Below are 15,575 nucleotides of genomic sequence, written 5' to 3' on the forward strand. Positions count from 1 at the left end.
TCGTCGGCCCCGCGGGCGGTTCGCCCGCGGGGCCGACGCCGTCCCGGGCGTGCTCAGCCGTCGAGGCCACCGCCGATCCAGGCGGCCAGCCCCGACGGTTCGGCGGGACCGGTGTCTGGGTGGGAGTACAGCGCCCGGACCAGGTCCGGGCGGGTGGTCAGACCGCGTACGGCGACCGGGTCCACCGGGCGCAGCGCGACCGCGAGTCCGATCCAGGCCTCGACGTCGTCGGGGTCGGTGGCCAGCCGGCGCGACCAGTCGTCGGCGCCGGGCGGTCCACTGTGCTCGCTGATGAGGTGGTCGCGGATCGCCGACTCGATTCCGGAAACCGGTGCCGGGCCGGCGGGCGGCGCCGGCCCCCAGTGGGCGGCCGGCAGGTCCGGGCGGCGGGCCCCGGCCAGCCACTGCGCGACGAGCGCGTCCACCGCCGTGCCCGTCGGGCGCAGGTTGCGCAGGTGCCACGAGACGGCGGCGGCGACCGACAGGTCGGCCACCGCCTGCCCCACCCCGGAAGGCACCTCCTCGGTGGTGTGCCAGCCGTCGAGCGTCCCGGCGAGCCCGGCGACGAAGGTGGCGCCGGGGCCGGTCAGTTCGCCGGAGGCAGCCAAGGTGGCGGCTGACTGGCGGCTCTGCGCGAGCCAGTACGCGTACTCCAGGTGCGCGGTGGGTCCGGCGGCCCGGTGCCGGTGCCGTCGCCAGAAGTCCGCCACGGCGAGATGGGCGTACGTTCCCTGGAGCAGGGCTCCGACCGGCCGCGGGTCGATCCGCCAGGGGGCGCGGTGTCTCGCCGGCCCGCCGGCGGAATGCAGGTCGACGAGGTCGAGCAGCGCGTGCAGCTTCATGTGCTGGAACTCGTGCAACATCAGCAGGGCGAGGCCGGTCGCGTCGGGAGGTGTCGCGAGGGCGATCGAGCCACCCGCCCGGCGGGACGCCGCGCTGACGTTGCCGGCGGCCGGCGACAGCGGCACCATCGACCACAGTAGACATCGCATGGCCTCGGCATGGCGGGGATGATCAGCCACGATCAGCCGCCAGGCGTCGCCGAGCAGCGCGGCGAGGTCGGCCAGACCGCCGTCGTCGAGCCGGCCGGCGGGCGGCCACTGGTAGCAGTCCCGCTCCGGGTCCACGTCGTCGACGGCGATGGTGAGCCGCTGCCCGGACGCCTCGACGGCCAGCCGGCGCAGTGGCCACCAGTCCGGCGTACCGGTGTCGAACGGCGCCGGTACGGACACCGTGCCGGCGCTGCCGGTGACGGTGACCCCGGCATCCGTCCCGCGTACGGTGGCCGGCCCGGGGCCGACCCCGACGGCCGTGCCGAGCGCCGGCAGGTGCAGGTGTCCGGCGTCGGTGGGGACCCGGATGGTGAACCGCAACCCGGCCCGGGCGGCGCCGGCGGCGGCGTACCGGCACAGCAGGTCGTCGGGGTTGCCGCGGCGGAGCCGGGCGGCCGCCGCCGCGTCGAGGTGGGGTTGCGCGAGCACGGTCCGGACTGCCTCGGGAGCCCGCCGGTCGGCGGCCGACAGCAGGTCGAGCGCGGCGGTTCCCGCCGCCCCGGCCGTGTCGGCGAGCGCCCGCAGCAGCAGGCGGCGTTTGGTGAGCTGCCCGTCGCGCAGGACCGCGACGGCGGTCGGGTCGCCGTAGCCGGCGGCCAGGGTGCCGAACTGGGCCGCCGTCAGGCGAAGGGCCCGGACGGCCGGGTCAGATGCTGGAGTTGAAGGCAGAGACCGCGTCGGACCCGGCACCGGCCATCGCCTCCTCGGCAACGCGGCGCAGCGAGTGTCCGAGAACGGTGTCCTCCATGGTCAGCAACAGGTGCAGCGGCAAATCGGCAAGCTGGATGACGTCGGTGTCGATGTCCTGCCTGTGGTCTTCCACAACAACCCCTCTGGGCAAAAAGGTGCGGCGTTGTCGGCTTGGCGGGCCGACCGCGTCGGTGTCAGTTCCGGTTGAGCGTGAGCCATGATGTCGCGAACTCGACCGCCGGCCGCATCGGCAGGAACCGGCATTCCGCCGCGCCGACCCGGCCGACGGTGACCTGCCCGGACGTGCCCTCGAAGGCCGCACCGAGCCGGCCGAAGTCGCCGTCGTCGAGCGCGACGGTCGGATACTCGATCCAACGTCGGCCGGCACCGTCGGCCACCGCGCACGCGGCGATCCGGCGCGGCGGCGACGGCAGCCGGTATTCGGCGAGATGGAAGGCGGTGCAGCGGTTGAAGCCGACGCCGAGCAGCAGGATGTTGGCGTCGGCCTTTTCCAGCCGGGCCAGTGGCGACTCGTCGCCCAGCGGCGACTCGAGCAGGTGGTGCTCCATCAACTCGGCGGCGCGCGGGCCGATGGCGGCGAAGGAGGTCTGTGGGTGGTTGCTGCGTACGGCACCCGGCCAGGTCCGTACCCGCTCGGGGACCACGCCGACGGCGGTGCTGGGCGTGAGCGCGGCGTCGAACCCGGGCAGGTGGTCCCGGATGGTCTGCCACCACGACTCCGGCACCGGATTGTCGGTCCAGGTCGACGGGTCGCGGTTGTCCGGCGACTGGGCGGTGACCACGAGGTTGCCGGTTGGTCCGAGCACGTCGAGCAGGGCGTGCACGACGGTGGTGGCGCCCCCGCAGACCCAGCCCAGCGCACTCAACGACGTGTGTACCAGGACCGTTTCGCCGCGCGCCACGCCCAGCCGGGCGAGATCGGTCGCGAGGGAAACCCTGGTTTGCGGGCCGGACGCGGGTGCCGTCACGAGGCGTGATTCTCGCACCTGTCGGGGCTCGCGTACGTCCGACATGAGGTTCCATCCCCCAGATTTCGTCCAGACCGTACTGCCGGGTCGTGGTGCCGGTTGACCACCGCGGCCGGGCCACGGTGTCGACGGTCGACCGGCTCGCGACGGACCTGCGGACCGATCGGCCACTTCCGATGTTGGTGGTGAGTATCGAGAATTCTCGTTATGACGGCAACGACGTCGGCCGAGGTGCTCGCCGTTCGCTGGCGGCGGCAGAGCGTCTGGTCCCAGGGCGCCAACCAGCTCAAGACACAGATCCAACGGGCCCGGCTCGGGGCCATGCTCCTGACCGTCGGCGGCGCCCTGTTCAGTGCCGTCTCCGTCCAGTTGATCAGCTCGGTGCCGACCGGCGCCAAGGTCTTCGCCGGCCTCGCCGCGGTGTCGCTGGGGCTGGTGCCGGTGCTCGGCAAGGGCGCCGGATCCACAGTGGTCCGGGACTGGACCCGGGCGCGGTCGGTCTCCGAGGCGCTCAAGACCGAGATCTACACCTATCTCGCCGGGGTCGCGCCCTATCGGGGAGACGACCGCGCCACCGTCCTCGTCGACCGCCTGGACGCCCTGATGACCGGCACCGAGGATCTGGAGCAGTACGTGGCGGGGATCGCCCCGGTGCCACGTTCCCTGCCCGACGTGCACGACGTCGACTCGTACGTCCAGGGCCGGGCCCGGGCCCAGATCGACGGTTACTACCGGCGCCGGGCGGCCGAGCTGCGGCGCCGGGTCAGCCTGGTGCGGCGGATCGAGTTTGGTCTCGCCATGCTCGGGGCCGTTCTCGCCGCCGTCGCCGGATTCGTGCCGGGCGCCGGGCTGACCGCCTGGGTCGGCCTGGTCACCACGGTCAGCACCGCCGTCGTCGCGCACGCCGCCGCGGAACGCTACGAATACCAGCAGATCGAGTTCACCCGTACGGCGGACGGCCTGGAGGATCTGCTCGCGCGGTACGCCGACGGGCCGGGAGGCGACGACGCCGACGACGCGCTCGTGGCCAGTTGCGAGCGGGTGATCTCCATCCAGAACGAGGGTTGGATGGCCAAGCTCAACAGCGAGGATCTTGCCGTCTGACACCGGTCCGGCGCGGAGAGTGGGTAGGGGACCGATAGGGGTTCGGGCCGGCCGCCGCCGGCTCTAGCCTCGTTTCCGTCTGCTGGTGGCAGGCGGTGATAAAGATCATGAGCGGGCGGCGTGAACGGGTCGGTCGGGGGTGTCGGTCGCGTCGGTCCGGCCGGTGACCATTGCCTTTCGGCAACCATGTGCGGGGCTGCGGGTGCGGAGCGTGTCGGCGGCGTGGTTTTCCCGCGGTGATAATCCGAGAAGTGATCACATCGGCGGGCGAAAGCCGCATCGGCTGACATTGCTTCGATTGTCACAAAATTAACGACAAGTTGAATGTCTGGTCGCTTGCTCGTTTCCAGCGCCGTTGCCGGTCGCCGCTGTTACCGCCGCGTGATCTAAGTCGGCTTGCTGGCCTTGACCACATGGCGTTTTATAAGCCGGTGGTCGTCTTTCGGATGCCCACTTGGACGCCGAAAGCCTGGTGTAGCAGCTCGTTCACGCTTTGACGTAGTGAAAGGTCTTCATTTCCGGCTTCGCCGGCGTCCGGTCGGCGGTATGCGGCCACCGCGGTACCGATGGTGACGGCGGGTGGCACGGATGCCGGTGCCGACGACCTCGGGTCTGTCATGCGCTATTGGGGGGCGAATGCTGGTCGAGCGTGATATGGAATCGGCGCTTCTGGACGGGGCCCTGACCGAATGCGCGAGCGGAAACGGCGGCGCGGTCACGATCACCGGGCCGGTCGGTTCCGGCAAGACCGCGCTGCTGCGGCTGGTTGCCCAGCGGGCCGTGGACGCCGGCTTCACGTTCCTGATCGGCAAGGGCTCCCGGGCCGAGCGTGACCTTCCGATGGGACTGATGGGCCAGGTCTTCGCCGGGGCCGGCCTGCCCGAGGACGCCACGGCCGAGATCGCCCGACTGCTCGACTCCCAGGCGACGACCACCGGGACGGGGGACGGGCCGGTCGCCGAACACCCCGACGTGCGGGCGTGGCGCGGGCTGACCCGGGTCCTGCTCGAACTCGCCGACCGTACGCCGCTCCTGATCGGCATCGACGACGCCCACCTCGCCGACACCGAATCCATGCAATACCTGCTCTACCTCCTGCGCCGCATCGACCGGGCCCGGATGCTCATCGTGATCAACGAGTCCGGGGGACTGCGCCGCTCGTGGCCCATGCTGGCCGCGGAGTTGCAGAGCCAGGCGAACTCCCGGCAACTGCGGCTCAACCTGCTCTCGCCGGCCGGCGTGGCCACCGCCCTGGCCGGGCACCCGGACCTGGGCGCGGTCGGCCCGACCGCCTGGCACCGGGTCAGTGGCGGGAACCCACTGCTACTCAACGCCCTGATCGAAGACCACCGGGTCGGCCGCCCCGGCACGCCGGAACCGGCGGCCGGCGAGGCGTACGCGCAGGCCGTGCTGACCTGCCTCTACCGGGGCGACGAGTCGATGCTGCCGGTCGCCCGCGGGCTGGCCGTGCTCGACGGGCCGGCGACCCCCAGACTGCTCGACGAACTGGTCCGCGACATCTGCGCCGCGCCGACCGGTGGACTGACCGCCATCACCGAGGTCGGGATCCTGGCCGACGGCCGGTTCCGGCATCCGCGCGCCGCCGCCGCCGTACTCGACGCCATGAGCCCGGACGACCGGGCCGACCTGCACGAGCGGGTCGCGAAGCTGCTGTACCGCAACGGCGCGCCGGCGCTGACGGTCGCCCGGCACAAGCTCGCCGCCCGCCGGGCCGGTGCACCGTGGTCGGTGCCGTTGCTGCACGAGGCCGCCGAGCAGGCCCTCGCCGCCGACGACACCACCGTGGCGCTGGACTGCCTCCGGCTCGCCGAGCGTGGCCGGGACGGAATCACCGAGTGCGTACGGATCCAGGCCGCCCTGTTGCGTACCAGTTGGCGCCTCGACCCGGCCACCGCCGAGCGCTACACCCCGTCCCTGCTCAAGGCCGGCCTGGCCGGAGAGCTGCCGGTCATGGCGGCGGCGATGCTGGTCAACCACCTGATGTGGTTCGGCCGGCCGGCGCAGGCGGCAGCGGTCCTGGCCGCCGCCGTCGACGCTGTCGACCCCGACGACCCCGAAGCGGCGATCACCCTCTACCCGGTCGAGTCACGGTTCGCGTACGTCTATCCCGAACTGGCCGGGCAGCTACCGTGCGACCGGATCCGTCCACCGGCGGTGGCGCTGGCCACGTCGACCGGCAAGCTGCGGATCCAGACGGCCGCGATCATCGACGCGCTCCGGCACGGCCGGATCACCGAGGACGCGGTGGACGACGCACAGGCGATCCTGCAGCAGTACCGGATCGACGACCACACCTACGACGGGGTCCTCGCCGCGCTGGAGATCCTGGTCGCCGCCGAACACCTGGAGACGGCGGCGTTCTGGTGCGACTCGTTGCTGACCCAGGCTGACGAGCGGCACATTCCGACCTGGAGCGCCCTGCTCTCCTCGATACGTGCGGTAATCAGTTTCCGGCAGGGCGACATGCTGGAAGCGGAACGGCACGCCAGCACCGCGATGTGTCGCGTCCAGCCCGGTGGACTGGGCATCTTCGTCGGCATTCCGTTGTCGGTGCTCCTGCTTTCGGCGACCCGTCGCGGGCAATTCGAGAAAGCCCTCCGGTTGTTTGCCGTGCCGGTTCCGGACGTCATGTTCCGGACCCCTTTCGGATTGCAGTACCTGCGCGCCCGGGGTCGTTTCCACCTGGCCCGGGGCAGCTACAAGGCCGCGATGGAGGACTTCGGAACGTGCGGAGAACTGGTCGCCAAATGGGGCGGCGACCTGCCGGCGATTCTGCCGTGGCGCACCGACCTGGCGCAGGCGCGCCTCGCCCTCGGGCTGCCGGGCGAGGACCTGGTCACCGACCAACTCGCCCGGCTGGGCCCGGCCAACCGTCGTACCCGGGGGATAACCCTGCGCGTCCTGGCGGCGGCGACCGACCCGGCGCAACGGGTCCCGATCCTGCGTGAGGCCGTCGACGAGCTACAGGCCGGCGGTGACCAGACGGAACTTATCGAGGCGTTGACCGAACTCGGCGCGGCGCAGCGTGCGCTCGGCGAGCACACCAAGGCCAGGACGACCCATCGCCGGGCGCAGCAGGTGGCGACCAAACACGATCTCAACGACCTGGTCCCGGCCCGGCCGGTGAGCCACCTGAGGGCCGAGCCGGCCGGCGATTCCATGATCGAGGAGCTGAGCGACGCCGAGCGGCGGGTGGCGGCGCTCGCTGCCCGGGGGCACTCCAACCAGCAGATCGCCCGCAAGCTCTTCATCACGGTCAGCACCGTCGAGCAGCACCTGACCCGCGTCTACCGGAAGCTGCGGATCAACCGCCGCTCGGACCTGCCGTTCAGCCTGGCCGGGGATCTACGCAACACCGCGTAGTGCACGCCCGTGCCCGAACCGGTGCTGGCGCTCCGGTCGCGGTGACTGATCAACTGTGTACGTGACGGACGTGAATCGCACCCTGCGGCTCCGGCCGCCTCGTAATCCGGTCGAACGCCGGGCGATCGGTTGGTGGGCGGTGCAGGCGGTCGTCGTCTCCATCCCGGTCCTGGCCCCTCTGGTGGTCGTCGGGCTGCTGGTCCGGCCGGCACGGCAGTGGCTGCTGCTGGCCGCCGCGTTGATCGGTGTCGTGACGCTTTTCTACGCCCTGGTCGTGCCGTGGATCCGTTACCGGGTGCACAGGTGGGAGGTCACGAAGGACGCGGTCTACACCCGCCGGGGGTGGTTTCTCCAGCAGTGGCGGATCGCGCCGATCTCGCGTATCCAGACGGTCGACACCGTCCGTGGCCCGATCGAACAGGGCTTCGCGCTGTCGACCGTGACCGTCACCACGGCGTCCGCCAAGGGCGCGATCAAGATCGAGGGACTGGACCGGGAGAGCGCCGAGACCCTGGCCCACCAGTTGACCGAGGTCACCCAGGCCACCCCCGGGGACGCGACGTGACCGGTGCCGAGGAACACCCGGGCGGACCAGGCGAAGAGGCGGCCTGGCACCGGCTCGACGGCCGGACGCTGGTGGTCACCGCGATCTACCTGATCGGGTGGGTGCTCGCCGCCGGCGGCACGACCGCCTTCTTCCTGCTCCGGGGCGGTGTCTCCACGACGGTGGTGCTGACCTTCGTCGGCGGGCCGGCGTTGCTGATCGTGGTCGGTGGCGTTCTGGTCGATCTGGTCAATTGGCGGTATGAGTTCCACCGGGTCACCGATCAGCGGATCGAGAAGAAGTTCGACTTCGTGTTCCGTACCCACAAGTCGGTCGCGCGGGACCGGGTCCGCAGCGTCGACGTCAACGCCAACGTCATCTACCGGATGCTGGGTGTGGCGAGGGTCAAGGTCGGCACCGGGCAGCAGGACTCCTTCGGCGAGGTCGTCATCAGCTTCGACCCGGTGGACCGCACCGTCGCCGAACAGATGCGGCGCGAACTGCTGCGCAAGTCTCCGGAAGACACCGAACAGGACGACGCCGCGCCACTGGCCCGGTTCCGCTGGGCGTGGCTGAGATACGCCCCGCTGTCGATCGCCACCCCGATCCTGGGCGCCTCGGCCTTCGGCGCGGTGATGCAGGCCGCCGAGTGGTTCTCCGCCGAAGCCGCCGTGATCTCCTGGGTCGGCGACCTGTTCGACGGTGTTCCGCTGATCGTGATGATCGCGGCGCTGGCCGGCATCGGCATGGTGGTCGGCTCGATCGGCGCGCTCGCCCTCTGGATCGAACTGTGGTGGTCCTACCGGCTGACCCGGGAGTCCGGCACGCTGCTGGTCCGGCGCGGACTGGTCACTTCCCGGTCGTTGACCCTGGAGGAGCGCCGGCTACGCGGCATCGAACTGGTGGAGCCGATCGGGGCCCGGCTGTCCGGCGGTGCCCGGCTCGACGCGGTCGCCACCGGGTTGGCGCTGCGCGCCGACGACCAGCGCAGCGACCCGCGTACGTTGCTCCCGACAGCCCCGCGTGCGCTGGCGCACCGGGTGGCCGCCGCCATCCTGCGTGAGCCGGTGAACCCGACCGAAGCGGTCCAGCTCACCGGCCATCCGCCCGTGGCGCGGCGCCGGCGCCTCGGTTGGGCGGTGGCCGCGGTCGCCGGCTTCTCCGGGCTGCTCGCCCTGCTGGGTGCGCTGCTGACCGACGTACTGGTGGAACTGGCCTGGATCTCCGCCGTCCTGCTGCTGCCGGTCGGGATCGGGCTGGCGCTCGACGCCTATCGCAACCTCGGGCACGGCATCACCGGCGGATACCTGGTCGCCCGCCGGGGCACGATCCGCCGCAGCACGGTGGCCCTGCTCCGCGACGGGGTGGTCGGCTGGCAGGTCACCAGCTCGCCGATGCAGCGCCGGGTCGGCCTCGTCACCCTGACGGCGACCACGGCGGCGAACCACGGGGCGTACCGGATTCCCGACATCGGACAGGCCCAGGGGCTCGCGTTCGCCGACACCGCCGTGCCGGGGCTGCTGGGTCAGTTCCTGGAGTCCGACGATGACGACGAGGTCACTTGACGAAGTCGGGTGAGACCTGCGGTGGCCAGGTGCCGGCGTTCAGCACACCCATCGAGTACGCCCGGGACACCAGCGCGGCCCGGTTGGGCGCCTTCAGCTTCTTCATCATCGTCGCCACGTGGTATTCGACGCCCTGCCGGCTCAGGTAGAGCTCGCCCGCCAGGTTGACCGTCGACATGCCCATCGCGACGCCCTGCAGGATCCGGGCGTCGAGTTCGGTGAGGACCTTGTGCCGGGCGGTACGGATCGCCGTCTCGGCGGCCGACTCGTCCCACTGCAGCGTCACGACGATGCTGGCCATCAGCGGCGACCGGCCGCGTACGGGGACGGCGGTGAGCTGGCCGGGGAAGAGGTGGTCGTCGGCCCGTACGCCGACGATCCGTTCGCTGACCCGTTCGCTGCGGCCTTCGATGAGGCGGACGAACTGGCGGCGTAGTTGGGTCTGGGGGCCCAGCCGCAGGAAGTCGAAGAGGTCGCGGCCGACGACGTCGCCGGAACCGCCGAGATCGCGGCGGAACTGTTCGTTCGCTTCCTGGATCTTGAGCGTGAGGTCGACACTGGCCATGCAGATCCCGGACCGCTCGAGCAGTGACCGGTAGGCGTCCGCGTGCCTGTGCAGCTGTGCGAGCCGGGCCCGGTCGACGATCTCCTGCGGCGCAAGGTCCATCAATGCCTGTGACACGCGAACTCGTTTCCTCTCCATGGCGCGGTAAGCGGCGATCACGTGTGGTGATGACCTCGTCCACCGGAAGGGGCGAAGAACCTGTCGGACGCCAACGATCATGGTGGCGGGGGCGGCGAATGTGAAACCCGTATCCGCCCCCTATCGGCAGGGGACGAGCAGGGGGTCGCCACCTAGGGGTTGGTGATGCCGTGCCCCTAGGGGTGCCCGCGGAGGCGTCCTCGCGTGGCGGTCTCTACGGATCTTCCAACGGTTGCCACTGGCGTTACCTCAGAGTTTGCCCAGGGTGGCGGAATCGAGGTATGCCTGCCGAGGTCCGGCCGGGCATCGGACGACGGTGCCGAGGCATGCTTCTGTCATGACCGACGACACGGGCCGGGTGCTGGGCGATGCGGAGCGGGAGATCCTCGGGGCGATGCTGGAGTTGCCGATCCGGCACGGGTGGCGGTTGCGGGCCGAGGCGACCCGGCTCCGGGTGCGGGCGGTGTGCGGCTGCGGCTGCCCCACCGTCTACTTCACCGCCGGCCCCGTCGCCGGCACCGAACTGGTCGCCGAGGCGGAGGTGGCTGGAACCGAAGGCGACGTCGTGCTGCTCTTCGCGTCCGAAGCCGGCGTGGACTCCCTGGAGTACGTCTGGCTCGGCGAGATTCCGCCGGCCGGCTGGCCACCGGCCGGTTCGCTGGTCAATCTGCGGGTCCGCTGACCCGGCCGGGTTGCCCGGGCCCCGCGCGGTGGTCGGGGCCCGGGCGGGCCGTCAATAGGTGTAGGTGACGGTCAGTTCGTAACTGCTGCTGTGTTTCGGGGGAGTGAGTACGTAGGTCGTCGGGGCGCCGATTCCGACCACGTACTGGAAGGTGGTGTTGGCCGGGAAGCCGGCGAATGCCGTTGTCGTGCCGCTCCACGACTGTGTCGAGAGGTTGGGGTTGACGAGTAGGCATTGGGTGCCGTTCGGGCCGGCGCACAGATAGACGGTGTAGATGCGCTGCGGCGGCGGAATCTCCATGAAGATCCAGCGGTAGTAGACCGTGGTGATCACGGCGCCCGGCGGGGTCGCCGGTGCGGTGAACGCGTTTCCGTAGTAGAGCCAGTTGGTCTGGTAGATCGTCGGGTAGGACGTCCCCTGGTGCTGGTTCCAGGACGCGGTCGCGGCCTGTGCCGGGGTGGTGATCGACAGGGCCGCGAGTACGCCGACGAGCAGGCCGGCGATCGTCGCGACGATTCTCGTCCGGATCCTCTTGGCGGGGGCGGTCGGGGCAGGGGCGTTCGACCTACGGAGCATCGAGTCTCCACGGGAATGGGATGGGCCTGCCGTGGCCCGTGTGCACCAATGATTACGTGCTGAAAGAGGTCAACTCGACCGACGGAAAACGCGGTATTCGGAAAATGGGCAGGCTGCGTCCAGTCCATTTATGTATTGACAATCGCGCATCTCCGACGGTTTCCGAACCGGCGGCGGTGTGGGTCGGGTTGCGCGAGGGTGAGGTAGTGGTCACGCGAGGGTTGCGGGTACCCCCGGGGGGTATATGGTGAGGGTGGGAGGTGCCGACATGCGACACGACACGACAGCGCACGACGAACACGCCGGGCACGAGCAGCACGACGGCCACGGCGGTCACCAGGGGCACGACAAGCACGCCGGACACGACCCGGAGATCTTCCGCCGCAAGTTCTGGCTCAGCCTGGCACTGACCGTGCCGATCGTCGTGACCAGCCACATGGTGATGGACTGGTTCGGCTACACGCTGGACTTCCCCGGCATGCCCCTGATCGGGCCGGTGCTCGGCTCGGTGGTGTTCCTCTACGGCGGCTGGCCGTTCCTGGCCGGCGCCGTACACGAGGTCCGCGACCGGGCCCCGGGCATGATGCTGCTGATCGCGATGGCGATCACGGTCGCGTACGCCGCCTCGCTCGCCACCACCTTCGGCGCGTTCGACCTCGACTTCTGGTGGGAACTGGCGGCCCTGGTCACCATCATGCTGCTCGGGCACTGGCAGGAGATGAAGGCGATCGGCCAGGCGCAGGGCGCCCTCTCCGCCCTCGCCGCACTGCTGCCCGACGACGCCGAACGGGTCGGCGACGGCCGTGCCGAGCGGGTCCCGGTGGCCGACCTGCACGTCGACGACGTGGTGCTGGTCCGGCCGGGCGCGCGGGTGCCGGCCGACGGCCGGATCGTCGACGGCGGCGCCGAACTCGACGAGTCGATGATCACCGGCGAGTCCCGGCCGGTCGCCCGGTCGGTCGGCGACCGGGTCGTCGCCGGCACCGTCGCCACCGACTCCGCGATCCGGGTACGCGTCGAAGCCGTCGGCGACGACACCGCCCTGGCCGGAATCCAGCGGCTCGTGGCACAGGCGCAGCGGTCCAGCGGCCGCGCCCAGGTGCTGGCCGACCGGTTCGCCGCCTGGCTGTTCTACATCGCGATCGCGACCGCCGTGGCCACCTTCACGGCGTGGGCGCTGCTCGGCAACGTCGACGAGGCGGTGGTGCGTACCGTCACCGTGCTGGTGATCGCCTGCCCGCACGCCCTCGGGCTCGCCATTCCCCTGGTGATCGCGCTGTCCACCGCCGTCGCGGCCAAGGCCGGAATCCTGGTCAAGGACCGGCTGGCGCTGGAGCGGATGCGTACGGTCGACGCGGTGCTCTTCGACAAGACCGGCACCCTCACCCGGGGCGAGCACGTCGTCACCGCCATCGCCGGCACCCCCGGCACCGAGGGCGACGAGGTGCTGCGCCTGGCGGCCGGCGTCGAGGCCGACAGCGAGCACCCGCTCGCCAGGGCCATCGTCGCCGCCGCCACCGACCGGGGGCGACCGGCACCGGCCACCGACTTCCGGTCGCTGACCGGGCGCGGCGTGCGGGCCAGCATCGACGGCACCGGGTACGCCGTCGGCGGGCCGGCGCTGCTGCGGGAACTGGACGCCGACGTACCGGCCGAACTGGCCGCCGAGACGGCGGACTGGGCGCGGCGGGGAGCCGCCGTGCTGCACCTGCTCCGCCTCGACGAGGCAGGGCCGGCCCAGGTGCTCGGCGCGCTTGCCCTGGCCGACGAGGTGCGCCCCGAAGCCCGGCAGGCCATCGCCGACCTGCGGGAACAGGGCATCTCGAAGATCGTGATGATCACCGGGGACGCCCGCCCGGTCGCCGACGCGGTCGCCGCCGAACTCGGGCTCGACGAGGTCTTCGCCGAGGTCCTGCCGGCCGACAAGGACGACGCCGTGGGCGAGTTGCAGCGGCGCGGCCTACGGGTGGCGATGGTCGGCGACGGCGTCAACGACGCGCCCGCCCTGGCCCGGGCCGACGTCGGCATCGCCATCGGGGCCGGCACCGACGTCGCCATCGAGTCCGCCGGTGTCGTACTGGCCTCGTCGGACCCGCGCGGCGTGACCGGGGTGATCCGGCTGTCCCGCGCCTCCTACCGCAAGATGATCCAGAATCTGGGCTGGGCGGCCGGCTACAACGTGGTGGCGCTGCCACTGGCCGCCGGGGTGCTGGCCTGGGCCGGGGTGGCGCTCAGCCCGGCCGCCGGAGCCCTGCTGATGTCGGCCTCGACCATCGTGGTGGCCCTCAACGCCCAACTCCTGCGCCGGGTCCGCCTCGGCGGATAGCGCTCAGGTCAGCCGCCCGGGGTGACCAGGCCGGTCTCGTAGCCGAACACCACCGCCTGCACCCGGTCACGCAGACCCAGCTTCTGCAGGATGCGGCTGACGTGGGTCTTGGTGGTCTGCTCGGCGATGAACAGCGACGCGGCGATCTCGGCGTTGGACATGCCGAGCGCCACCAGCCGCAACACCTCCCGTTCCCGGTCGGTCAGCGCGTTGAGCGCCGTGGTGCCCGCCGGCCGCTTCGGCTGCGCGTCGACGAAGTTCTCGATGAGCCGGCGGGTGATGCTCGGCGCCAGCAGCGCCTCGCCACCGGCCACCACCCGTACGGCGCGCATCAGCTCGTCGGGTTCGCTGTCCTTGAGCAGGAAGCCGCTGGCCCCGATCCGCAGCGCCTCGTAGATGTAGTCGTCGATGTCGAACGTGGTCAGCATCAGCACCCGGGGGTGGTGTCCCTCGGTGCGTTCCGGGCCGAGGATCGCCCGGGTGGCGGCGAGCCCGTCCAGCACCGGCATCCGTACGTCCATCAGCACGACGTCGGGGCGCAGGCTGCGGCAGCGGTCGACGCCGGCGCGCCCGTTCTCGGCCTCGCCGACCACGGTCATGTCGTCCTGCGAGTCGAGGATCGCCCGGATGCCGACCCGGATCATCGACTGGTCGTCCACGATCAGAATCCGGATCACCCGTTGCTCCCGTCGGCTGCCTGGTCCCACCGTATCGGCAGCCGGGCGGCGACCCGGTAGCCGCCGTCCGCGAGCGGAGCCGTCTCCAGGGTGCCGCCGACCAGGCGGACCCGTTCCCGCATCCCGTGCAGCCCGTGGCCGGCCCGGCCGACATCCTCGGGCGGGCCGGTGGGGCCGGTCGGGGCGTCGTTGGTGACGACGACGGCGAGCACGTCGCCGGGTTCGAGGTCGACCCGTACGACGGTAGGGGCGCCGGCCGCGTGCCGGACGACGTTGCTCAGCGACTCCTGCACGATCCGGTACGCGGCCAGGGCGATCGCGTCCGACACCGTCGTGGCACGTACGGCGTCGGAGACCCACAGGTCGACGGGTACGCCGCCACGGCGTACCGACTCGGCCAGTTCGTCGAGCCGGTCCAGGTTGGGTACCGGCCGCAGGTCGACGGCGGCGTCCTCGTCGCGGAGCACGGCCAGCAGTTGCCGCATCTCGCGCAGCGCACCCCGGGCACCGGCGGCGATCTGCGCGAACTCGTCCCGCGACTCGTCGTCGATGTTCTTGATCCGGTACGCCGCCGACGTCGCCTGCATGTGGATCACCGACATGCTGTGCGCGACGACGTCGTGCAGCTCCCGGGCGATCCGGGTCCGTTCCTCGACCACCGCCCGCTGCGCCTGTTCGAGGGCCACGTCGCGGCGGGCGTCGACGAGCTGGCGCCGGATCACGGCCCGCTGCCGGAAGGCGATCGCACCGAGCGTGATCAGGGCCGAGTTCGTGGCGTAGATGACGAGCAACGGCTCGGCCTCGGCGAACGTATGGCCGGCCCGTAGGTCGAGCACCACCAGCAGGACGCACAGCAGCACGCTCGCCCACCAGGCCGTCGCCGCCGCCCGCCACTCGTGGAAGAGGCCGACCAGGGCCACGTGGGCGATCAGGGCGATCAGGCCCGGAATCGTCAGCGGCCAGGTCGGGCCGGCGTCGAAGGACAGCATGACCGCCAGGGCGGTCACCCCGGCGAACTGCACCGCGGTCGCCTGGACCGGCCACCACAGGGTCAGCGGCAGGGCCACCCCCTGTGCGATGCCGGCGCCGAACGCCACGACCAGCGGCACCTCGTATATCTCGGCCGCGACCGGAATGTTGACCGCCATCAACACCACGGCCAGCGCGCCGACCACCAGCCACGACCACGGTCCGAGCGGCTCGGCCGGGCGTACCGGCGCCCACAGCCTGGTTTCCACGATTCCTCCCCGTGCCCTGCTCAGGGCGACGGTACCGGGGTGGGA

General features: G+C 71.4%; 13 protein-coding genes. 6 read left to right on the forward strand and 7 right to left on the reverse strand.

The genetic code is table 11. From position 1 onward, the window contains the following. Positions 1–53: 53 nt before the first annotated feature. The 3 genes from AB0I42_RS17055 to AB0I42_RS17065 form a co-directional block, all read right to left on the reverse strand. Positions 54–1,742, reverse strand: coding sequence for an HEXXH motif domain-containing protein (locus AB0I42_RS17055; protein WP_357538333.1), 1,689 nt, complete (start codon positions 1,740–1,742; stop codon positions 54–56). Continuing rightward, positions 1,699–1,875 carry an FxSxx-COOH cyclophane-containing RiPP peptide gene (gene fxsA, locus AB0I42_RS17060; RefSeq protein WP_357538335.1) on the reverse strand — a complete coding sequence of 59 codons (177 nt, stop codon included), beginning with the start codon at positions 1,873–1,875 and terminating at the stop codon, positions 1,699–1,701. Before fxsA ends, AB0I42_RS17055 begins: the two co-directional genes overlap by 44 nt. A gap of 61 nt (positions 1,876–1,936) precedes the next feature. Then, the gene (locus tag AB0I42_RS17065; protein WP_357538336.1) at positions 1,937–2,731 is read right to left on the reverse strand and encodes an AAC(3) family N-acetyltransferase; all 795 of its coding nucleotides are present in this window, start codon (positions 2,729–2,731) and stop codon (positions 1,937–1,939) included. Between the two features lie 207 nt (positions 2,732–2,938). Here AB0I42_RS17065 and AB0I42_RS17070 point away from each other — a divergent pair, with 207 nt between their 5' ends. The 4 genes from AB0I42_RS17070 (at position 2,939) to AB0I42_RS17085 (ending at position 9,328) form a co-directional block, all read left to right on the forward strand. Beyond that, positions 2,939–3,835: a DUF4231 domain-containing protein gene (locus AB0I42_RS17070; RefSeq protein ID WP_357538338.1), complete on the forward strand. Its 897-nt coding sequence runs from the start codon at positions 2,939–2,941 to the stop codon at positions 3,833–3,835. Between the two features lie 636 nt (positions 3,836–4,471). Further along, entirely contained in the window at positions 4,472–7,219 is a 2,748-nt protein-coding gene (locus AB0I42_RS17075) for an AAA family ATPase (RefSeq protein WP_357538339.1), read from the forward strand. A 61-nt stretch (positions 7,220–7,280) separates the two neighbouring features. Next, a complete protein-coding gene (locus AB0I42_RS17080; protein ID WP_357538341.1) occupies positions 7,281–7,784 on the forward strand; it encodes a PH domain-containing protein in 504 nt (167 codons plus the stop codon). Continuing rightward, a complete protein-coding gene (locus AB0I42_RS17085; RefSeq protein ID WP_357538342.1) occupies positions 7,781–9,328 on the forward strand; it encodes a PH domain-containing protein in 1,548 nt (515 codons plus the stop codon). The genes AB0I42_RS17080 and AB0I42_RS17085 overlap by 4 nt, the downstream gene beginning before the upstream one ends. Here AB0I42_RS17085 and AB0I42_RS17090 read toward each other — a convergent pair. Continuing rightward, on the reverse strand, positions 9,321–10,010 hold the full coding sequence (locus AB0I42_RS17090) for a LuxR C-terminal-related transcriptional regulator (RefSeq protein WP_357538344.1): 690 nt from the start codon (positions 10,008–10,010) through the stop codon (positions 9,321–9,323). The genes AB0I42_RS17085 and AB0I42_RS17090 overlap by 8 nt on opposite strands. Positions 10,011–10,368: 358 nt before the next feature. Here AB0I42_RS17090 and AB0I42_RS17095 point away from each other — a divergent pair, with 358 nt between their 5' ends. Further along, positions 10,369–10,713, forward strand: a complete 345-nt coding sequence (locus tag AB0I42_RS17095; protein WP_357538346.1) for a hypothetical protein — start codon at positions 10,369–10,371, stop codon at positions 10,711–10,713. A 51-nt stretch (positions 10,714–10,764) separates the two neighbouring features. Here the strand turns inward: AB0I42_RS17095 and AB0I42_RS17100 are convergent, their stop codons facing one another. Further along, entirely contained in the window at positions 10,765–11,289 is a 525-nt protein-coding gene (locus AB0I42_RS17100) for a hypothetical protein (RefSeq protein WP_357538348.1), read from the reverse strand. Positions 11,290–11,557: 268 nt separating this feature from the next. On the opposite strand from AB0I42_RS17100, the gene AB0I42_RS17105 reads away from it, so the two are divergent. Continuing rightward, positions 11,558–13,615 carry a heavy metal translocating P-type ATPase gene (locus AB0I42_RS17105; RefSeq protein WP_357538350.1) on the forward strand — a complete coding sequence of 686 codons (2,058 nt, stop codon included), beginning with the start codon at positions 11,558–11,560 and terminating at the stop codon, positions 13,613–13,615. Positions 13,616–13,623: 8 nt separating this feature from the next. Here AB0I42_RS17105 and AB0I42_RS17110 read toward each other — a convergent pair whose 3' ends face one another. After that, the gene (locus AB0I42_RS17110) at positions 13,624–14,292 is read right to left on the reverse strand and encodes a response regulator transcription factor (RefSeq protein ID WP_357538352.1); all 669 of its coding nucleotides are present in this window, start codon (positions 14,290–14,292) and stop codon (positions 13,624–13,626) included. Beyond that, positions 14,289–15,530 (reverse strand): histidine kinase, encoded by a 1,242-nt coding sequence (locus AB0I42_RS17115; RefSeq protein WP_357538354.1) that lies wholly within the window; start codon positions 15,528–15,530, stop codon positions 14,289–14,291. Before AB0I42_RS17115 ends, AB0I42_RS17110 begins: the two co-directional genes overlap by 4 nt. Between the last annotated feature and the right edge of the window lie 45 nt (positions 15,531–15,575).

The organism is Polymorphospora sp. NPDC050346, assembly GCF_040655695.1.
GTDB lineage: Bacteria > Actinomycetota > Actinomycetes > Mycobacteriales > Micromonosporaceae > Polymorphospora > Polymorphospora lycopeni.

Coding starts and splice junctions, on each gene's coding strand:
- AB0I42_RS17070 (WP_357538338.1), top strand. CDS start 2,939: ATGACGGCAACGACGTCGGCCGAGGTGCTCGCCGTTCGCTGGCGGCGG.
- AB0I42_RS17075 (WP_357538339.1), top strand. CDS start 4,472: ATGCTGGTCGAGCGTGATATGGAATCGGCGCTTCTGGACGGGGCCCTG.
- AB0I42_RS17095 (WP_357538346.1), top strand. CDS start 10,369: ATGACCGACGACACGGGCCGGGTGCTGGGCGATGCGGAGCGGGAGATC.
- AB0I42_RS17100 (WP_357538348.1), bottom strand. CDS start 11,289: ATGCTCCGTAGGTCGAACGCCCCTGCCCCGACCGCCCCCGCCAAGAGG.
- AB0I42_RS17105 (WP_357538350.1), top strand. CDS start 11,558: ATGCGACACGACACGACAGCGCACGACGAACACGCCGGGCACGAGCAG.